At 40.5% G+C, this 20,423-nt stretch carries 15 protein-coding genes; 5 read left to right on the top strand and 10 right to left on the bottom strand.

The features are described 5' to 3' along the window. Window positions 1–32: 32 nt before the first annotated feature. The 4 genes from EKM81_RS02030 to EKM81_RS02015 all read right to left on the bottom strand — a co-directional run bounded on the left by EKM81_RS02030 (window position 33) and on the right by EKM81_RS02015 (window position 5,692). Complete coding sequence (locus EKM81_RS02030) at window positions 33–1,235, bottom strand: carboxylate--amine ligase (RefSeq protein ID WP_225420149.1); 1,203 nt, start codon at window positions 1,233–1,235, stop codon at window positions 33–35. Between the two features lie 510 nt (window positions 1,236–1,745). Beyond that, entirely contained in the window at window positions 1,746–3,179 is a 1,434-nt protein-coding gene (locus EKM81_RS02025; RefSeq protein ID WP_125647678.1) for a C69 family dipeptidase, read from the bottom strand. A 519-nt stretch (window positions 3,180–3,698) separates the two neighbouring features. Then, window positions 3,699–4,526: a hypothetical protein gene (locus tag EKM81_RS02020; RefSeq protein ID WP_125647675.1), complete on the bottom strand. Its 828-nt coding sequence runs from the start codon at window positions 4,524–4,526 to the stop codon at window positions 3,699–3,701. A gap of 515 nt (window positions 4,527–5,041) precedes the next feature. Next, on the bottom strand, window positions 5,042–5,692 hold the full coding sequence (locus tag EKM81_RS02015; protein ID WP_125647672.1) for a DNA-3-methyladenine glycosylase: 651 nt from the start codon (window positions 5,690–5,692) through the stop codon (window positions 5,042–5,044). A 160-nt stretch (window positions 5,693–5,852) separates the two neighbouring features. Here EKM81_RS02015 and EKM81_RS02010 point away from each other — a divergent pair, with 160 nt between their 5' ends. Continuing rightward, entirely contained in the window at window positions 5,853–6,215 is a 363-nt protein-coding gene (locus EKM81_RS02010; RefSeq protein WP_125647669.1) for a DUF488 domain-containing protein, read from the top strand. A gap of 852 nt (window positions 6,216–7,067) precedes the next feature. On the opposite strand, the gene EKM81_RS02005 is transcribed toward EKM81_RS02010, so the two are convergent. Beyond that, complete coding sequence (locus tag EKM81_RS02005) at window positions 7,068–8,927, bottom strand: coiled-coil domain-containing protein (RefSeq protein ID WP_125647666.1); 1,860 nt, start codon at window positions 8,925–8,927, stop codon at window positions 7,068–7,070. A 938-nt stretch (window positions 8,928–9,865) separates the two neighbouring features. Here EKM81_RS02005 and EKM81_RS02000 point away from each other — a divergent pair. Further along, a complete protein-coding gene (locus EKM81_RS02000; protein ID WP_125647663.1) occupies window positions 9,866–11,389 on the top strand; it encodes a bacterial Ig-like domain-containing protein in 1,524 nt (507 codons plus the stop codon). Then, window positions 11,328–11,597 carry a bacterial Ig-like domain-containing protein gene (locus EKM81_RS11560; protein WP_125647660.1) on the top strand — a complete coding sequence of 90 codons (270 nt, stop codon included), beginning with the start codon at window positions 11,328–11,330 and terminating at the stop codon, window positions 11,595–11,597. The genes EKM81_RS02000 and EKM81_RS11560 overlap by 62 nt, the downstream gene beginning before the upstream one ends. A 76-nt stretch (window positions 11,598–11,673) precedes the next feature. Here EKM81_RS11560 and EKM81_RS01990 read toward each other — a convergent pair whose 3' ends face one another. Further along, entirely contained in the window at window positions 11,674–13,515 is a 1,842-nt protein-coding gene (locus EKM81_RS01990; RefSeq protein ID WP_125647657.1) for a heavy metal translocating P-type ATPase, read from the bottom strand. A gap of 488 nt (window positions 13,516–14,003) precedes the next feature. Between EKM81_RS01990 and EKM81_RS01985 the strand changes: the two genes are divergently transcribed. Next, window positions 14,004–14,468, top strand: a complete 465-nt coding sequence (locus EKM81_RS01985) for a hypothetical protein (RefSeq protein WP_125647655.1) — start codon at window positions 14,004–14,006, stop codon at window positions 14,466–14,468. A 1,056-nt stretch (window positions 14,469–15,524) separates the two neighbouring features. Here the strand turns inward: EKM81_RS01985 and cls are convergent. The 3 genes from cls to EKM81_RS01970 all read right to left on the bottom strand — a co-directional run bounded on the left by cls (window position 15,525) and on the right by EKM81_RS01970 (window position 18,415). Then, window positions 15,525–16,997: a cardiolipin synthase gene (cls, locus tag EKM81_RS01980; RefSeq protein ID WP_125647652.1), complete on the bottom strand. Its 1,473-nt coding sequence runs from the start codon at window positions 16,995–16,997 to the stop codon at window positions 15,525–15,527. Window positions 16,998–17,058: 61 nt separating this feature from the next. After that, complete coding sequence (locus tag EKM81_RS01975; protein WP_125647649.1) at window positions 17,059–17,757, bottom strand: zinc metallopeptidase; 699 nt, start codon at window positions 17,755–17,757, stop codon at window positions 17,059–17,061. A gap of 166 nt (window positions 17,758–17,923) precedes the next feature. Further along, a complete protein-coding gene (locus EKM81_RS01970; RefSeq protein ID WP_125647646.1) occupies window positions 17,924–18,415 on the bottom strand; it encodes a GNAT family N-acetyltransferase in 492 nt (163 codons plus the stop codon). Window positions 18,416–18,520: 105 nt separating this feature from the next. On the opposite strand from EKM81_RS01970, the gene EKM81_RS01965 reads away from it, so the two are divergent. Then, window positions 18,521–19,492 (top strand): glycosyltransferase family 2 protein, encoded by a 972-nt coding sequence (locus tag EKM81_RS01965; protein ID WP_125647643.1) that lies wholly within the window; start codon window positions 18,521–18,523, stop codon window positions 19,490–19,492. On the opposite strand, the gene EKM81_RS01960 is transcribed toward EKM81_RS01965, so the two are convergent. Next, on the bottom strand, window positions 19,461–20,369 hold the full coding sequence (locus tag EKM81_RS01960; RefSeq protein WP_164509166.1) for an alpha/beta hydrolase: 909 nt from the start codon (window positions 20,367–20,369) through the stop codon (window positions 19,461–19,463). The genes EKM81_RS01965 and EKM81_RS01960 overlap by 32 nt on opposite strands. Between the last annotated feature and the right edge of the window lie 54 nt (window positions 20,370–20,423).

Here is a 20,423-nt window from a genome sequence, read left to right as displayed (position 1 = left end):
GTTTTAACATCTTCACCAGGCTTTAGTTGCAATTAGTGAAAATCGCGCCCTTTATTGATCTGATAATACTTGGCAAAGCGCTTAACATAGTTATGATCCATATATCCTAACAATAGCCGCCGCTTTAAATTAAGATCTTGGTGGAAGTATAAAGTGTTGCCCCAACGTTCCTGCCGGATTAATTCCAAAGCCGCTTTTTTGGCGTCGTTGTCAACTGCATATTTCTTGAAAGTCTTGACGGCAACACCGAGCCAAAGCTTATGCTGGGCTTTATTCTTATTACCGTAGACTGTTGCTGCTTGGTCCAAATCATCAAGTACGTAATCACGGACATAATATTGAGCCAAATTGTAACCATTTAATGTGACATAGAAACTGCTCCGGCCTTGACGTAAATTAATTTCAAAAAATTTGAATTGGTGGTCGCGGCTATCATACTTTAAATCGAAATTAGCAAAGCCAGTGTAGTTGATTTCCTCTAAGAATTTCTGCACGGTTTCGTACATGGTCTGGTCATAGTCCGGCATGATTGCAACGTAATTACCAATTGCTTGAGGTGTCGGATCTTCCAATAAGGGATGACCAAGACACATCATTTTAACGTGGTGATGTTGGTCAACGTAGGCGTTTAGCACCCGCATATTGGAATCGTCGCCGGGAATAAAGTCTTGTAAAATCAAATGAGAAGTGTAGCCGTTGTCATAGATTTTACCAACAATATCGCGAAATTCTGTTTCTGAGTGAATCGTGAAAGCTTTCTTACGTCCTTCAAAATGAATATCCAACCATTCCACACTATTGGCTGGTTTTAAAGCGACCGGATAGTTAAACGGCTGAACCAAATTGCCAGCAGTGTAATCGTCCTTGGTAATAATTTTAGTTTCAGGATGAGGCAGATGATGTTCTGCAGCAATTTCATAAAAGCGCTCTTTGTTATTTAACTGTTTGAGTAAATCATAATCAACATAAGGACAGACGAAAGTTTTACTGAGTTCTTCTTTGTGCTTAGCAATCAACTCAGTGTAACCATCACTACATGAAACCAAAATAACTGGTTCAGAGTGATTCTGATAAACTTTAGCAAGTTTGCGCATTTCAGTAATGAAAACTGGATCTTCATTGAAGCCGGGACGCAAATCAATGTCAATAATCTTGCTATAACGTGTCGGCGCAAATTGAACGCCGGCAACCGCTTTTACCTTTTCACCATATTGCTCGTAAAAAGACCGGGCCATACCATAAACATTAATGTCACTACCTAAAAGAAGCGGCGTAAATTTTGGCGTTGTCAATATTTTACACTTCATTTCGTTGGAATTTGGAATAGAAAACTGTATCAATTACTCATTTTACTATAAATTCTATTTAAAGTGAAACTTTTCAGAAAATGAGGTAAAAATTTTATTTTTAACTGCAAACTTTGTCAAAATCTGAAATTAAGCTTTAAAAAAGCGAGTGTGACAAAAGGTGGTCAGTCGGTGAGCATTAACGAAAAATGCCGAACAATTCGTTAGAATTGCGCGGCATTTTTACGTTAAGCGGAACCGGTTGCCTTTTGAGAACAAATTTCAGCAACGAAAGTTTGTATTATTTTTTGGAGAATAGACTTATGTCCCAGACTCTTCGTTAGGTTTGATTCTTGGTTTGCTGTTAGCGCTCCCCAATGAAATAACCTAAATATATGACTGAATGATTTTTGATTCCATGCTAGGACGAGACTTCTTGTTCAACAGGAGAGTTGATAATTATAGATTACGATCCATATTGAATGTCAATTGCGATAAAGTAATGCCCTTAGTATACAAGCGACCCATAAAGTCAGTTGCCTTTTCACGCATTAATTTAACGGTTTCATAATTTTGCTTAGTTAAGAAGTCAGTTAAAGCTTCGCCAGAGTAGTTCTTGGCTTCAGCATCGATTTTGGCAACTTGAGCCCGTAATTCTTGACGGCATTCTTTCAAGTAATCTAAATCATCTTGGACAAAATGCTTGTAGTTAGATTCAACTAAAACTGACAATGACCGATACAACCAATGAGCATCGTCAAAGTTATAAGTTAATGATGTGTTGTTGAATGATGGGTCAGTATCAGTGGCATTGGTGAAGAATGGAATGTACGGTGTAAATGTTGGATAACCAATTGCTAACCACATAACAGCAGAAAATTCTTCAGGAACATCATTCCGTAATTGCAAAATGTGAGAGTTTTGGGTCCGATTTAAGCCGATTGGACGATAACGATATTTAGTATCCTCATTGCCCTTGCTTAATGGATCAAATTTAGTTTCGTTGTAGTGTGAACCTAAGATATATTCAATATCATCAGGTGAGATCTTATGGCTAGTCCGGCAGATGAATGGTAATTCACTGCTTTCAGGATCTTGTTCAATTTCTGGATTCAAGATATGTTGGCCATACCAAACACGTGGTGTGTTATAGTGACGGTCTTTTTCGTTTGAAGAACCAAAAATGTGGCGGAAATTCCAGCCTGTTTGGTCAACATTTAGATGATGTTCTTCGACGAATTCTTGAATACCCTCAGACCACATAAAGTTGTCAGTGTCACTGAAGTCAACTTGTTGGATGGCAACTTGGTTAGCTGCAATCACATAAGCATCGTCAGGAATCCGTTGCGCAACCCAATGATGACCAGTAACGATTTCCATGTACCAAACGTCATCTTTGTCACCAAATAAAACTGAGTTACCAGCAGGTGAACCAAAGCGTTTGATTAATGAACCTAAATATTTAACCCCGTCTTTTGCAGAGTCAATATATGGTAAGACAGCAGTTTGCATGCAGTCTTCGTCAAGACCATCTTTAACTAGTGGGTCAAAAGCTAACGTCCGTTCGTTACCATAAGTACTTTCGGTACAGCTCATGGCCACGTTCTTTTCGTTGATCCCACTTTCGTCGTAATAGCCTAAAGTCTTATAGTCGACGTTAGGAACGGCTGGGTAACGATAACCATTTTCAGGTAATTCCATTTGGAAGCCATTGAGATATGACTTCAAAATACGACCCTTCTCACCGTGAACGGCTGGGTGCATATAGAAACGATGTGGTGCTACAGCATGAAAAGTGTCATCATTGCGGGCAATCATTACTGAACCGTCAATGCTGGCATTTTTACCAACTAAAATTGTTGTACATGCGCGTTCAATGTTTTGTTCGGACATGAAAAAACCTCCATCATAAAAATCTTTTTCCCCTTACATCTTAACACAGGCGATAACGTTTTTCTCGTCAATCTGTCAAGTTGTTCTTCTGACAAAACAAGCAGAAAATAGCGGGATAAAAGTTGTTAGGACCAGCAAGCACGCTCAGCTTTAACGATGCCTTTGAAGCTGACGGTTAAACTCTTATGAACCCCGGAAACCCGGATATGATTGCCAAAAATCGAAATATTTTGGCTATTAGCACCAATTATCTGGCCCTAGTTGTCTAATGAGACGATTAAATTAGCAGAGCATTTAAAAAACGGCCGATATTAAATTAAAAGTCTGTTTGACAATTATTCTAGATAAAACTAGAGATTGTCAAACAGACTATTGGTCTTAACGATTCAATTTCTTTTGATGCCTAAATGAGGCCATTAAATTTGATTGTCATGGTTTAAATACGGACAATAAATAATAGATATTAGCTTAGGAATAGCGTGACCCCAATTAGGTCGTCTGGTCTGAATGAAAAACGCCTTAATCCAAGAAAGTTAACCGAATCAAAGGATTGTCACTGGCAGACATGCAAGTTTGGATAACAGCCCGATGTTGTTTCATTAAGCTCATAGTGCTACCAATGTTGCTATTCAAACTTGACCAGTTTTCTTGGTAAATACCAGAAACTGATAATTGTGCGCCGTCGATAGTGACACTGCTACCAGTGCCTAAACTTACAACAGCATTGTGGGCAGCACCATAGCCAGCGTCAACTAAGATAACTGATGGAATAACAGACCAACGATAGACTGTATCAGTTGGCACTGTTTCATTACCAGAAGTAGCAGTGAAAGAACCGCCGATGGCAAAATGTTGACCAGCAATATTTAAACCATTAGTTGGTTGTGCGGCAGTAGCTTGTTGTGCAGTCGTTGCAACTGTTGCTGTTGTTTGATTCTGGTTAACGGTGGCAGTGGCTGTAGTGGGCTCGGAAGTCGTCGCTTCATTGCTAGCAGTACTGTCAGTTGTTGTGCTGGCAGCTTGACTGTTAGTAGTGGCAGCGGCTTCTTCTTGTGCCTTGCGATTAGCAGCATCTTCAGTTGCCTGTTTCGCAGCTGCAGCAGCTGCCTGAGCTGCCGCCCGCTTCATTTCTACTTGATGCTGTAGCGCACTGTCTTTGCTGTTAACTAATTTGTTTGTGGTTGTTTTCTGATAAGCAACTTGTTGCTTAGCTGATAATAAAACGGTGCTATCTGGATCTGCTTGGGCATCAATTTTAGTAACCTGTGGCTTGATGGCCAAGGCTGTTAATAATCCGACACTTGCGATCAATAAAGAAATTGTTTGGAACTTTTTGCTAGTTTTCAATGTATTGTGCTCCCTTTTATACGCTAAAAGCGTTAATTGGCTATTATTGGCTACTAAATCTTCTCCCAAAAGATTTAGGCGACTTACCCCTCAGTAAGCAATAATTTTGAAGCACAATACATGAAATTAAACCGAAACGCTAATCTCCCCATTAGTTGCTGTTTACGGTGGTGATTCTAGTTGATCATTTCCTTAACTGGATTGGGGCAATGATGATTTGTTTAAACATTTTAAGCAAATAAATAGAGGGAATCCGTCAAAGATTCCCTCCAATAATTTCATCATTAGCTACGTGGAGTTTTTACCATAATGTAATGTAACTCGTACGCTTTCCCCAAAAGTTAATATACCACGATTTTAGATTGCCTACAATTAATATTTACTTATTATCAGAATATTTTTCTACATTTTAGCTGTTTTTTATCTAATTGACATGTGCTAATTCTTTTCCAATTATTAGAAAACAAAGCGTCGTTAATAACTAGGCCGGTGTAACAATTTTTCGAGATAAAAGATTAATTTTTCCAGCCAAAATGCTGCCGATCATAGTCACGCTTACGCATTTTTGAAACATAGGGGTTACCAGCAACATAAGCACGGTAATGATCTGACCAATCGTTATTTGTGCGAACGCCAATTCGTTCACTGAAATTGATTTTGGCAGGAGTTCGCGCTTGGTCGGCAATGATTTTTAAAGGGCTGCTTTGGAAGTCTAATTGATTCAGACTAGTGTCATGAATATTCAGAGCTTGCATCAGTTTTCCTGGCCCACTAGTTAGATTGAAGTCTGGTTGTTGGGGCCGATTTTGCTGCATTTGTGCGATACCAATGGCTGGCTCCAAACCACGAATGAGAATACCTTGTGGTTCCTCAGCTGCTTGCGTCACCACGTCAAAAGCATAGAATCCCCGAATCGCATAAATATAAATGGTGCCAGGCTGACCATAAAGTGGCTCATTAGAAGGAACACGTCGGCCTTGATAGGCGTGAGCGCCAGGATCCTTTTGACCTAAGTAAGCTTCAGCTTCGACGATGTAGCCGCCTACCTGCCCTTGAGGCGAGTTATAGATTAATAATTTGCCGAGCAACTCACTGGTAATTGTTAAAGTTGAACACTTTTCGAAAAAAGATGGCGTTAAAATAGTAGGATGCTGGATTGTTTGCATTTATTTAGCGAACCTTTATGATGGAATTGTTAGGGCAGTTACAGAACTTGTCATATAAAAATATTACCACAGTCTGAGTCGACGATTAGGTCATTAACTAGTCATTCCGAGATAATAAGACAAGTCTAGTATACTTCAGTATTTGATTGGAGGAATAATCATGCTAAAAATAGCACGTATTTATCAAAATACACCAGAACCAGGAAGCTATCGGATTTTGGTAGACCGTTTGTGGCCACGAGGAATTTCTAAAGTGAAAGCACAATTGGATCAGTGGGCCAAAGAGGTTGCGCCAACGACGGAGTTACGAAAATGGTTCAATCATGATGAAACAAAATTTGCTGAGTTTAAAACTCGCTACTTACAAGAAATCAAGGCTAATCCAGCAATGCCGGAATTTGTTAAGACTGTTGAAACACAATTACAAAATGGCGATGTGGTGCTCTTATATGGTGCTAAGGATCAACAGGATAATCAAGCACAGGTGTTGTTGAAGTATTTGCAACAACAGTTGGCTTTGTAATAATGGCTGAGGTTGATTGTAGCAATTACCAATCAAAGTTCAAAAAAGCTAAAACTGTGAAGCTGTTAAAACAGAATTGGTTTTGACTGCATTGCGGGCTGCTGGTTGTGGAACGCGGCCGACATCGATTTAAGCCTTTGCTTTGCAAAGTCTTAAATACGAGTCTTATTCTAAGTGGCACGGCCACTAAGAATAATTTGGCGGCTGACAACCCGATCCCTCCATTCCGTCTGGAGTTGAGTTAGTGACTTCCACTGTTGTTACGTGGTTAAGACAGTTCTAGTAGAATTGATCAACTCAATTCGCTCACAAGTAATAGTTGAATAATAAGACAAAAATAGCCTGTATGATATCTTTCAATTCCATCTCGAAAGATTGTCACACAGGCTTTGTAGTTCATTGCAAGCTGGTTGGCTTACAGTGGTGCTTAATTCTGTTAGTTTCATCTGGTGGTTAACTGGGCAATCAACAATTAGTTCCGTCAGCACTGCCTTAAGATCGATTAAATCTAAAGTGAACCAAATTAATTCAAAACGCAGTGGAGGTCGCCGGGTTGTCAGCCAATGGTTTTAATTTGCGCCCGAGCCTGCGAGTAGCAGTGAAATTATCCTTGGCGCTTTAGCGCTTAGGATAAGGCTTGCATTGAAGATTGTTGCGGAGCAATAAGCTTCAATCAATGCCCACAGCGTTCCGCACCCCGCCGGCTGCAACGGAGTTGTCCGCTATTTTGCCCAAAACCAACTTTAGATTTAATCCACTGCTTGCGTCCGCAAAATTGCCCAGTAACCACCTCTCCAAATTGGGGAAGACTTGGTACTATTCCGCCTAAAACCAGATTTAAATCAATGACGCCTAATCAGTGGTTGTTAGATCACGTGGCAAAGCCAAAGCTGCTGTTTGCAAAACATCAACTTCCAAATCACGATCAGTATTATCTGCAAGTACTTGCCAATCATGTTCGTCACCAACCAAAAATTGACTTTGTTGTGGATGTTCTTTGAGCAATGTGACCAGTTCTTTTTGTTGTTGGGGCAAACCAGTCAACAAAGGAATTACTGTTAACTTCGGTAGCGCCGTCATTAAAGTAGGATAGTAGCTAACATTTAGACTGCCGATCAAAGTATATTCGCGATCCAAAGTTTCCAGCAATGCTTGCAACCACCAAGTAATTAATTCGTCTTCAGTTGCAAAAACATGAGTGACTAAGCCATGATCGTCAAATAATTGAATTGTTTCCAAGGCTTGTTGTTTATTAAAGGTCTTCGTTAAAACAATGGTATTGTCTAAACGGTAATAATCGATTGTGGTCAAGCGTTCATGCTCGTCAAAAGTATAATGAGCTGATAATTGGCCTTTGGCATTATAAAGATTAGTTTTAACTTTTTTACCATTAGTAAAGTAATCAATTTGACTAATGTTTCCTTGCTGCAAGTGAACCGTCATTAATAAGTGCTGATCTTTATCAAAAATTGAAGTTCGATTGTTAGCGACGTCGGCCTTTTGAACCCAATTATCATTTTGTGGCAACTGAACTTGGGGAGCAGTATCTTCACCGCTACTTTGTAATTGGGCGTAAAGATTCGTAATCTCAATTTGTGGTAAATCAGCTTGAGCCAGTTGGTCTAGCTGCGCTTGTTGACCATTTTGTTGATAATCGGTGGTAATAATCATAGGTGCAACTGTTAATTGCTTAGTCAAATAATGTAACAGTGCTAATTGAACGGTCATCTTTTCGGATGTTAGTGCTGGCGTATAAACAACATATTGCCGTTGAGTGTCCAAAGTAAGTGGGCGCAATAAAAATTGGTTATCAAAGAGACTCTGGATATGATCTTGTAAGTCTTTGATACTCTTGGTGAGTTTTTCGGCACGACGGTTTGAACGGTTGGTTTCTTGCTCAAGCCGACCAGCATAGTTCTGAGCCTCAGTTAACTCACGTTGCCGCTGTTCTTGTGCTTGCTGTAAAGTCGCTTCTTGTTGCCGTTGCTGCTGAGCTAGTTTGCTTTGTTGCTGGTGCAACTCAGCCGTTTCGTTAGCAGCTTGATCACGCTGAGCAGCCAAGGCTGTAATCTTTGTATTGAGATCTTCGCGAGTACTGATTAAAACAGTCTTCTTTTGATAGAGGTCATCAACTTCTGGCTTTTGTTGGTTCATTAATTCATACATTTTCTGTAAATCAGTTTCAGCCTTGATGTCAGTTGATAAGGCGTCGCTTTGTTTTTCGTTCTGATCAATTGCTAAAATAACTTTCCGAATAGCTTCGGTAGTGTCATCTAGCTCACGCTGGAGGCTATCGAGATGAGCTTGGCTCTGATCAATCTTGGTTTGCAAAGCAGTTTGCTGCTGCTGTAAATCAGTAATTGCCGCCGTTGCCGCTGAATCATCAGCGTTTTTTAATTCTTGAATATGAGCGGCAGTTTGTTGGGTGCGATCAGCCAATAATGCTAATTCCTGTTGCGCCTGTTTTAATCCTTGTTGCTGTTCGGCCTTTTCAGCAAAAACTTTCAGTTTTAATTGACCTTTTAAATGGCGATAATCAGTCGCCAAATCAGTTAATTGCTGTTCAATTGCTGTTCGTTGCTCATGCAAAGTTTGCTTGGTTTCAGCCGTTGGTGCTGGCGTTTGAATTTGGCTCACAACAACTTCTTGAGTGGCCTTTTTTTCTATTGGTTCATTTTTTTCTTTTTTGCGCAAACTATCGAAGAATCCCATAAAAATACCTACTTCCTAATTATCGTTCTGTGAGAAATATGACGGCTAATTGCTTAGTTTAAATTAAATTCTAAGCGCGATTAATGTCTAATAAAAATAGCAAGACACAGTCTATTTTAGCATAGTTTCAGTTACCTGTAAGCAATGCTTCTGGCACCGCGGTATAAAAATAAGCAACAGTAAATTCCAGTTTAAACCAGCGGCGGTGCTTTTTCCGAAAATGGCGTCTTAGTTGTTGTTCTTAAAAGTAGGTATGTGATCGTAAGACCTTCAGCAAAATAATACTGACTGCCTTTTGCAAACAGGTTTCAGCTGCTAAATGAGATTGACAAAGCTGAGTCCTAATATTAGAAAATAAAATTTCTGGGGACAGCAAAACTGGCGTGACAATCCTTGAAAATCCTAAAATAATAAGCTGCAATTTCAGAAAGTGCCATCTTCGGCAATTTGCCTAAAAATTATCAATGATTATTTTTCCGGCTGAAGATTTGGGGCCAGGCAGTATCAAACTGATTTATTTTTAGGAGTGAACCATAATTAAAACCACTAAAAGTTCATTTTAGTAAGGTTATTATTGTAACAGACGATTAAAGACCGTTATTTAGCGGATACAGGGAGTAACGATTTTTCCGGTCATTATTTTTGGATAAGAATTCATTCGAATGAATATTAGTTGCTGCACGATTTTAAATGTATTTTTATTATAAAATTATTCGCTATGTAGATAATGCTAGCTATTACCAAATTATTTCAGGATAAATAATTCATAATGGTAAAGTGACGGTCGGGAAATAATATTCATAAAAATTAATAAAAATACCTGAAAACTGAAAGAATATTTGCTATAATTTTTTTACACTTTAATTGAACCTAAATAGACAGGTTAACTAAAGTGAATAACCGAATTATATGACAAGCTTTTAGCTGGGGGATAAAAAATGAAAAAACGGAAGTTCGCCACTGCGATGACAACAAGCGTTGCTGCTATACTTTTAAGTTCAGCGCTGAATCCCGCACTTGCGCAAGCAACGACGGTATTTGCAGCAAATGACTCAGCAACTGCCACAGTTACACAAGAACATTCAAGTTCGCAGGCAACTGGGCCAGCCGTAACCAATGAACAAACAGATCAAAGCGTTGCGCAATTAAATGATTCAACGTTGGCAAATGATTCAATAACAACAGCAGCTACTGCGACAATGAATGACGATGAAACGGCGGCAGCCACGCCAGAAATGTTTGCAACCAATATTGATGAGGGCGACCATCCTAGTGATGACCCGCAACCAGCAGTGGCTAAGACTGATGCTGTGGTCGGGGCTACGACCAAGTTACCGCTAGCCGAAGCGACCAATCAAGATATTAATGTTTGGTTACCTAACAAAACCCTACAAAAAATTGTGCTTTACTGGTTGAATCAAAATGCCGATACTGCTGGTAAGACCTGGACTGATGTAAGTCAGATCAGTCAAACTGACCTGCAATATTTAACAAAAATTTCTAACTTTGACGGTTTTCCAACTGATGGCGCTTATCAAGAACTGCGAAATACTTACATTGATGGTGAAAGTTCTTATTCATTAGCGGGCTTAGAATACGCTACTAATTTGACTCATTTGGAATTACGTAGTGGTGATTTAAATTATGCTGCTAATGATGCTATTCGGGGTGATATTACTGATTTATCACCACTAGCCGGTTTAACGAAATTAAAGGTGATTGAATTAACCGGTAATCGGATTACGGATGTCACACCAATTGCAGCGTTACCAGCCGTTAAAGAAATTCATGTTCAATACAATTCGATTGCTGATCTGTCAAGCTTAGATCCTAAGCGCTATGATCAACTAGAATATCATAATCAATTTGTAGTTTTACCAGTTGCTTATATTGATCCGGCTGTGGATCGTTACCAGATGCCAATGGATCAAATCAAACTTCCTGGTGGTCAAGTTGCAACGGCAAGTATTCCTGCTGGGGCAGGTACCGCCGTGCGAATTATGGTAGATGTTGCCCGCTATTTTTATAAAGGGGCCGAGGGAACGGTAACTGATGGTCAAGTTGTTTATTCAAAATTTCGCGAGCAAATGGCACCCGGCTTCACGGAACTGCCTAATTTACCAACCAAGGTCGTTCAAAATCCCTATTATTTTTATATGTCCAGTATTGCTGGTGAAAGTGCTGATGATACAACTTTCCAAGTATTCCAACCTTACTTGAACCAGAAAGATTTGGCCGCATTAAAAGTACATGACTCAACAATTTATGTTGGTGAAGATTGGCAGGCTGCGGCTAACTTTGACCAAGCTGTTGATCATAATGGCCAACCACTAGCACTTGATCAGGTGACTGTTAAAGGATCTGTTGACACGACTAGGCCCGGCACTTATCCAGTGACTTATGAGTATGATGGTGTTAGCCAAATCGCGAATGTTACCGTTCTGGCCAATCAAAGCGCATGATCAAACCTTAAAGCTTGGTGAATCGTGGGACCCTCAAAAAGGCTTTGATCAGGCGACTGATCGGGATGGCCAGCCGCCAAATTATTGTTGGTGCTTTAGCACTTACAATAAGACCTGTATTGATGACAATTTGGTTTTTAATTGGCATCAATCAGTGTCGGCCGCGTTCCACAACCCGCAGCCCGTAATGGAGTCGGAATCAATTTAGTTTCATAAACTTCACCAGGTTTTAGCGCTTTTGAACTTGAATCTGTAATTGGTTTCAATCAACAGCAGCACTGTTATTAATCAGTTTCGGCTTGCAAAACACGCTTGGTTTCGCGAGTCTTCCGTGCCCGCAATGACCACAGAATTGAAGTTGTGTCCACAACTTCCTGCAACATCGCACCAAATAATGCAGGAATAACCCCGAAAGCGGCAATCAACATTAAAGCCACACAGATGAAAATACCGATTAAAACAGATTGACGGGCAACATTCATTGTTTCCCGCGAGATCTTAATCGCAGTTTCGACTTTTGATAAATCGTCTTTTAAAATTACGGCGTCGGCAGATTCACTAGCCGCACTTGCACCAGAAGCACCCATCGCAATCCCGACGTCTGCGGCCGCCAAGGCTGGAGCATCATTGACACCGTCACCAACCATCATGACTGGTCGTTGCTCAGCAGGGGTATTGACGACTAAATTGATTTTATCTTGTGGTAAGCACTCTGCATGAACATCAGTAATTCCGACTTGCTCAGCAATATGTTCGGCAGTTTCCTGCTTGTCACCAGTAATCATGGCTAGGTGTGTGACACCTAAATGCTGCAAGGCAGACATAGTCGTTGGCGCTTCGGTCCGTGTTTTATCGGCTAGGGTTAAATAACCAGCAAATTTCTGATTAATCGCGACATAAATAATTGATTCGCCTTCGTTTAACTCAACCTGGGGAGCATCATCAACAGCAATAAAATTTCGACGACCAGCTTTAACGATTTCATCATGATAAGTACCACTCACACCTTGACCGTTAGTTTCACTAAAGTTAGTCACAGTTTCATGTTTGAAATCAGGTAAGTCATTTACGTAGCGGATAATTGCTCGTGCAAAAATATGTGCGGAGTTAATTTCCAAATTACCCAGTGCTTGAATAAGCTCAGTTTCACTAATATTAGTTGCAGGATGTACGCTAATAACATTTAAATGACCGGTAGTGATTGTCCCAGTTTTGTCGAAGAAAATACTTTTTGCTTGGGCCATTTTTTCAATGGAGGTACCGGACTTAATAATAATGCTATTCCGACTTGAGCGTCCCATACCTGAGACCAACGCAATCGGTGCAGCCAAAATTAATGGACAAGGAGAAGCAACAACCAATACTTCAGCGAAACGGTGAGGGTCACCAGAGGCAATCCAAGCAATTCCAGCAATCAACAAAGAAATAATTGTAAAAGGCACGGCATAACGATCAGCCATCCGCACAAAATGTGCTGGTTTATCGGCCGATTCTTTGACTAATTTAACAATTGTCTGGTACTGAGAATCAGTTGCCGTTCTAGTGACCCGCATGGTGATCACCGTATCGCCGTTGACAGTCCCGGAAAGCAACTCACTACCAATTTTCTTCGCAACCGGCCGTGACTCACCAGTCATTGATGACTCATCAAAGTTACCTTCACCTGCAATCACGATCCCATCTACAGGGACAGATTCGCCAGGTTTGATGACTGCAGTTTCATCTATTTTTACTTCGTCGATTTTGCGGTCGACTAATTTATTATCAATTTTAATATGGGCAATTTGTGGTGAATTATTTAATAAGTTCTTGAGATCAGCACCGGCCTTGTTAGCAGCGTAGTCTTCCAAAGAGTCGCCACCAGTTAGCATGACTAGAATCATCAAGCTGGCCCAATACTCGCCAACAATTAAAGTGGCGGCAATTGACATGATTGCCAGCAGATCCACGCCATATTTACCAGAACGTAATGTTTTGATCATCTCGACGAACATGGATAATGCTAACAATGCCCCAGTAACAGTCACAATAATTTGTGCTGCTAAACCTAAATTAAACCCAAACCTTAAAACTAACGCAATGACACCAATGGCTAAAACTGCAATAAATTTCTTCCGATGCGCCATTTTGCTTACCTCCAATTAATTACTATGACAATTACGACAACTGAATTGTCATTGACTTACAATGAATGCCAAAATAAAAAACCCGAATGATTTCATTCGAGGAAAGTATAACATAGTCCTAAAAAAAAGTAAATTATAATTAATATAAAATTAGATTGAGTATAATCTATTATCTCTGTTTTAAGAAGATTGTTTTATTGACGGCGTTTTATGTGATTGATAATTAAAAATCATTAGGGAATAAGCAAGCATAACTTTTTTTAATTATAATTAAGCTGATTATAATTAAAAAAAATAATAAGAAAAAAATAATCAAAACTACCTAGCTATGCTTATTCTAACATGCGCTACCTGATTTAGAAAGTTTGCTGACTTAAGACAGATAACCGGACTAGCAATTCTACTAATTACTGAGAATTCAGACCTCAGATGGTGTTATTTTAGGCGGATAAGTGTAAAATTAGTACCAGTAATGGAGGTGTTGCACTATGTTAATGTACATTCTAATTGCTGCCTTATTAGGTAGTATGGCATTTGGAATCTACTGGCAATCGCAAATTGTTATTCGTGCTCGATATAAGTACACCCCTGTGATTTTTAGTATTTTAATTGGATCGTGGGCGCTAAGTGTACCCACAATGAATTGGCCGTTTATTATTTTAATGGCGGCCTTCTTTACGTTAAATATTATGGATGGCGTTGGCGGAATCGGTGGCAAACGCTTAGTCACGAATGGTTTATTTTCTCGAGTTATTGACTATTCAAGCATTACCGCATTGAAAATGGTCCCAGTCACGTTGCCTAATGGGAAGAGTCGGGTGATTGTTTTGTTTGTGATTAATGAACGTCAACAAATCCAAATGAACTTCAATCAACATTTAGAGGTCTTAATGAAGGCCTTGGCCCAATTGTTGCCAGATTCTGTTAAAATTGAAATTGATCGGATTGAATAGTTGCTTTATAAAAGCTCGCTGAGTAGTACAACGTCATTTTGGCGAAGTGACTACCAGCGTTTTTTTGTTGGCTTGTTTGTTTCAAAGATATATGGGAACCATGATGACTTGAGTTTATTTCAAGCCAAAGTTCAAAGACACTAAAATCTGGTGAAGTTTTTGAAACGGAATTGGTTCTGACTGCATTCCGGGCTGCGGGTTGTGGAACGAGGCCGACATCGATTTAAGCCAATTACAGACCCAAGCTCAAGATACTAAGACCTGGTAAAGTTATTAAAACAGAATTGGTGCTGACTGCATTGCGGGCTGCTTGTCGTGGAACGCGGCCGACACTGATTGATGCCAATTAAAAACCAAATTGTCATCAATACAGGTCTTATTGTAAGTGCTAAAGCACTAACAATAATTTGGCGGCTGACGACAAGATCCCTCCATTCCGTCTGGAGTTGAGTTTGTGACTTTTACTGTGGTTAGTGGTTAAGGCAGTTCTAGCAGAATTGATCAACTCAATTCGCTCACAAATAATAGTTGAATAGTTAGACCAAAATAGCCTGTATGCTATCTTCCAATTTTATCTCGAAAGATTGTCACACAGGCTTTGTAGTTCACTGCAATCTGATTTTCTTACAGTGGTGCTCAATTCTGTTAGTTTTATCTGGTGGTTGCTGGGCGATCGACAACTAGTCCTGTCAGCACTGACTTAGGATCAATCAAATCTAAAGTGGACCAAATTAGCTCAAAACGCAGTGGAGGCCGCCGGGTTGTCAGGTGTGAAATTATCCTTGGCGCTTTAGCGCTTAGGATAAGCCTCGTATTTGAGATTTTCGCAGAAAAGCTCAAATCGACGGCCACGCCGTTCCACAACCCGCCGGCCGCAACGGAGTTGTCCGCTATTTTGCCCCAAACCAACTTTAGATTGAATCTGCTGATTGCGTCCGCAAAATCACCCAGCAACCACCTTTCCAAATTGGGGAAGACTTGGCACTATTTTACGTTCCGCATCCAGCCAGCCGTTATTTCGCCTGGAATCTACCACAGCTTTAAATAAATCAGCCACTACAAGATTGGTGAAAGTAGTCTTGAGAAGTACTGACGGAATCGTAACCAATGTGACTGCCGCGCAATAATTTCTGGTGTTAAAAGATACGATTTCTGCAAGTCATCACGGAATATCTGTTTTAGATCACTGGTGATTTTCGCATCATACAAGTAGGTATTACATTCGAAATTAAGCGAGTAACTACGGAAGTCCTGGTTCATGGAGCCAACAAAAGCAAATTGATCATCGCAAATTGCTGTTTTGGCATGAATGAAGCCATTTTGATAAATATAAATTTTAATGCCAAAGGAAGTCAGTAGGTTGGCATAGTATTGGGTAGCACGATAAATAAAAGGATGGTCCGGCATGCAAGGAATCATAATTCGCAAATCAACACCAGAGCGCGCGGCCACAGTTAGCGCACTGATCATCGAGTCGTCAGGAATCAGGTAAGGTGTCTGAATCCAGACTGATTTCTTAGCGGTGAGCAGCATTTTCATCATGCCACCCTTAAGAATATCCTCCTCACTATCTGGTCCATCAGAAACAATTTGAACAGGCGTATGTCCTTGGTGAAGCTCACTAGGATGGGGAAAATACTCTTCCTTGAACCAGATTCGCTGAGAATAATGCTCAATTGAAGCGTTCCAGTCCATAATAAAGCGCTCTTGTAGTGCCAGCACACTAGTTCCCTGAATTCGCAAATGGGTATCGCGCCAATATCCGAATTTCTTACTCCGACCTAAGTATTGGTCGCCGACGTTAAAACCGCCACTCCAGCCAATTGTCCCATCGATGACCACAATTTTGCGATGCAAATGATAATTCAGTCGCGTTTTTCGAATTAAATCTCGGGAAGTGATAAAGGGGACAACTTCACCACCAGCATTCTGTAAAGGTTTGAACCAGCGCCGACTTGCACCAGGTGAACCCCAAGGATCATAAATGAGACGTACTTCCAGTCCATCCTTGGCTTTCTCAATCAGTAAGTTTAGAAATTCATTGCCAATTTCATCATTATAAAATGAGTAGTACTCCACATGGACGAAGCGTTTGGCCGCAGCAATATCCTTGAATAGTGCGGCAAACTTTTCTTTGCCATCCGTAAATAATTGAACTTGGTTGTGATGTGTGAGTGGCGAATCCTCAGCACGGTCGAAATATTCGATTAGACCAGCTGCTTTTTGAGTGGTGTCCGTCGGATTGGTCGGCCCATCCTTGGCGGCCCTAGCATCTGCTAAGATAAGTGCTTTTAAATGGGCTAAGCCAATATGATCCTGATGATTCAGCGTGAAAATATTTTCGCGGGCAATTCCCCGGCCAAGAAACGCATACGCCAAAAAACCGACCCCAGGAAGCAAGATGAGCACCAGCAACCAAGCTAAAGTTGCGGCGATGCTACGTGGTCGGTGAAAGACGGTGATGATCGCGATAACCGTGTTAATGAGTAATAATCCAATAATGATCAACGTAATTATTCTTAAATTCATTTTACCTAAAAGAACCCCGATGTAATAGAAGTTAGCTTCATGAGCCCCATAAAGCTAGTGATTAGTCACGATTGCGATTGCCGCCGAACAAGATAACTAGCCGCAAAAGTTGTAGCAAACTGGATAATACAGCAGCAACATAAGTCATGGCTGCTGCAGACAGTACTTGGCGAACCATAGGCACTTCATTGGCCGTTAGCAGGCCGTCCTGGCTGAGAATCCGTAAGGCGCGTCCTGAAGCGTTAAATTCAACAGGCAATGTGACCAGTTGAAAAATTAACACTAACGCGAAACACCAAATACCAATGTTGATCAAGGTCTGGTTCCAACTAAGCAACATTCCGACGATAATCAATGGAAAAGAAATCGTAGAGCCAATATTGACCAATGGAAAAATCCCACTACGAATTCGTAAGGGAAGATAGCCCTGATGATGTTGTAAGGCATGGCCTACTTCATGGGCGGCGACCCCGATGGCTGCCACCGAAGTTGACTGATAAGTTGCTTCAGATAAACTCAAGGTTTTATTCCCAGAATTGTAATTATCAGTCAAATGACCACTAACCTCGCGAATAGTGACATCGGTAATCCCTTCAGCCGCCAAAATCTGAGCTGCAGCTTGCGCACCAGATAAATGATTTTCGCTTTGGATTTGATCATACTTCCGAAAAGTACCATTAACTTTGGCTGAAGCAATCCCGGTAATAATAATCCCGATAATTACCAGTATAAAAGTTGGATCAAAATAGAAGAACATCATTAATCACCTCTCGCAACATGTTGTCATCATTTTAACACGAATAAAAGTAAGTTGTCGCTAGTCCACTTTTTAAATGGCCCGGTGTTACTTTACGAACAACTTTATTTAGATAGCTATTAAGACTAAATGACGGTTGCGGCCGTCGCATGCCTAGTCGTCGTCACAGTTAGCGGTTAATGCTGACGGCTCGTTGAATCTGCCAACGACCGCTTTTATGTTGATAGCTATAACCTAATTCTTGAAGTAAATGCGATTTGGGAAAAGGTGTTTGTAAAGTGATTTGATTCAAATTCAATTCTGCAAAAACAAATGCTGTTAAGTAGGTCAACGTTTCATAGGCAATTTCGTCAACGGCTTCATCGGTTGATAGTAAAGCAATACGCAAATGAACTTGTTGCTGGTGAAATTCAGTGAGACTAGCCACACCTACTAGTGCTTGATTCGTTCGCCGAGTAATCCCCCAAACTAGCTTCTGATTGCGCATGACAGCCAGCATGGTTTGATTCAAGTAGTGAGCACTTTGACTGAAACTAGTCCAATGATAATTCGCTGAAAGCTGCGGTAAAGTTTGGTTAACTGTTTTGAGTGGTGTGACAGTTAACCAGTCTAAGGTATAGTGATCAGTCAGTAGTGGATGATACTTTTCAAACTGTTCCATAGTCAATCCCTCCCAGAATGAACTTATTGGCAAGTGAGTCTATAATTAACACTAAAAATATGTCATAATACTACAAGATGAACAATCAAAAGGAGCTTGATTTCTGTGGCAACACTATCAATTATTGTCCCTTGTTACAATGAACAAGAGTCTTTACCTTATTATTTTACCGCGATGGAAAAACTAAAACCACAATTACCTCTAGACTTCGAGTACATCTTCGTTAACGATGGTTCGCGAGATCAGACTTTAGCCTATTTGCGTAAACTCGCAATTGCTAATCCTGATTCAGTTCATTATATTTCTTTCTCACGAAACTTCGGTAAAGAGGCTGGCTTATATGCTGGTTTACAGAAGGCTACTGGTGATTACATCACGGTGATGGATGCTGACTTACAAGATCCACCCGAGCTCCTGATTAAGATGTATCAAGAAATTCAAGACCCAGAAATTGATTGCGTTGGGACTCGTCGTGTGACCCGAGCAGGGGAGCCTAAGCTGCGCAGTTTCTTTGCGCGGATGTTTTACCGTTTGATCAATAAAATCGGGCAAACAGAGATTATTGATGGTGCCCGCGACTTTCGCTTGATGACTCGGCAGATGGTTGATGCAATTTTAGAATTAACGGAATATAATCGTTTTTCTAAAGGATTGTTTTCTTGGGTAGGCTTCAAAACAAAGTATTTACCTTATGAAAATGTTGAACGGGTTGCTGGGACAACGAGCTGGAGTTTCTGGAAGTTATTTTCTTATTCAATTGATGGTATCGTTAACTTTTCAGATACACCTTTAAATATAGCCTCGGTCATTGGTGCCTTAGCTTGTCTAATCTCAATCGTGTCGTTGGTTGTGATCGTGATTCGGACATTACTCTTTGGTGATCCAACTTCCGGCTGGCCCTCAATGGTTTCAGTAGTGTTATTGCTAAGTGGGATTCAATTGTTAAGCCTAGGCATTATCGGTAAATATGTTGGCAAGATTTTCCTTGAAACAAAAAAACGCCCTCAATATATTGTTAAAGAGGACGAAAAGTTATATCGGCAATTTAAGCTTGGTGACCAAACAAAAAATGATTGATCATCGCTAAAACATTATCGTTATCATGCATCTTTGAGTGTTCAGCATTTTGCCCCCAAATTTCTACTTCTTTGAAGGTTTTAACAATTGGTGCGAGTAAATAACGAACCGACTTGGCTGAAATCACGCTAATATATTTGTCAGTATTACTGGCATCACCAACATTCCCGTAAATGTTCAGCACGCTGACATTGCTCGGGAATTTTTTTCGGTTAAGTAGCATTTGCAAGTAACGAGGATTCATAATAATTGGGCGACCACGGTGATTTAGCCGATTAACGTTAGGCCAGTCGCCGAAAGCAACTACACCGTCAAATGGGCCAGCCACTAAAACTAATTTATTTAGTTTGGGAAATTCGGGATGACCATAATTACGCATTTCGGCCATGACTAGGGCAGTTGCCCCTAAAGAATGACCAACTGCATTGTATTCACTAAAACCAAAGAGCGCTTTTAATTTCGGCAAGGCAATATCTAGCCAATTAACGATTTGCGCGGTGGGCATCCACTTGTCACTAAAGACCAGCTGAATCAGCGGATTTGGTCCAGCAGACCAAGTGCCTTCAAATGACAAGCGCCCTTTCCAATCAACAATGGCTTTCAAATAGGTTTCCGCATGGGTCGCTTCTTGGGCACTTAATACCATTTTATTGGTGGTATAATCGCCACCGCGAAAACCATGGACATAAATAGTGGGAATCTGTTTTGTTGCCGGTGTGGCCGGCCCCATTTTTTGGGTCGCCAAAAACGCCTGGTCTTGAATGCGCTGTTTGGCATTGCGGCGGGCATAAAGCAAAGTGCCACCAGCAATTGCACCACTGACTAGACCTTGGATAAAATTAAGGTGTTCTGATTTTTGTCGAGCTTGTCGTTTCAAGAATAAAACCATCCATCCTAATTAATAACTAATTGCTAAAGTTCACTTATTTTA

The organism is Lapidilactobacillus gannanensis (assembly GCF_003946675.1).
In the GTDB taxonomy this organism is placed as follows: domain Bacteria; phylum Bacillota; class Bacilli; order Lactobacillales; family Lactobacillaceae; genus Lapidilactobacillus; species Lapidilactobacillus gannanensis.
The sequence above is the reverse complement of the archived record's forward strand: the minus strand, read 5'-3'. Positions and strand labels throughout refer to the sequence as shown.

Bases quoted from the DNA above. Each gene is read 5' to 3' on its own strand.
- EKM81_RS02030 (WP_225420149.1), bottom strand. From the start codon at position 1,235: ATGGCCCGGTCTTTTTACGAGCAATATGGTGAAAAGGTAAAAGCGGTT.
- EKM81_RS02025 (WP_125647678.1), bottom strand. From the start codon at position 3,179: ATGTCCGAACAAAACATTGAACGCGCATGTACAACAATTTTAGTTGGT.
- EKM81_RS02015 (WP_125647672.1), bottom strand. From the start codon at position 5,692: ATGCAAACAATCCAGCATCCTACTATTTTAACGCCATCTTTTTTCGAA.
- EKM81_RS02010 (WP_125647669.1), top strand. From the start codon at position 5,853: ATGCTAAAAATAGCACGTATTTATCAAAATACACCAGAACCAGGAAGC.
- EKM81_RS02005 (WP_125647666.1), bottom strand. From the start codon at position 8,927: ATGGGATTCTTCGATAGTTTGCGCAAAAAAGAAAAAAATGAACCAATA.
- EKM81_RS02000 (WP_125647663.1), top strand. From the start codon at position 9,866: ATGAAAAAACGGAAGTTCGCCACTGCGATGACAACAAGCGTTGCTGCT.
- EKM81_RS11560 (WP_125647660.1), top strand. From the start codon at position 11,328: ATGAGTATGATGGTGTTAGCCAAATCGCGAATGTTACCGTTCTGGCCA.
- EKM81_RS01990 (WP_125647657.1), bottom strand. From the start codon at position 13,515: ATGGCGCATCGGAAGAAATTTATTGCAGTTTTAGCCATTGGTGTCATT.
- EKM81_RS01985 (WP_125647655.1), top strand. From the start codon at position 14,004: ATGTTAATGTACATTCTAATTGCTGCCTTATTAGGTAGTATGGCATTT.
- cls (WP_125647652.1), bottom strand. From the start codon at position 16,997: ATGAATTTAAGAATAATTACGTTGATCATTATTGGATTATTACTCATT.
- EKM81_RS01975 (WP_125647649.1), bottom strand. From the start codon at position 17,757: ATGATGTTCTTCTATTTTGATCCAACTTTTATACTGGTAATTATCGGG.
- EKM81_RS01970 (WP_125647646.1), bottom strand. From the start codon at position 18,415: ATGGAACAGTTTGAAAAGTATCATCCACTACTGACTGATCACTATACC.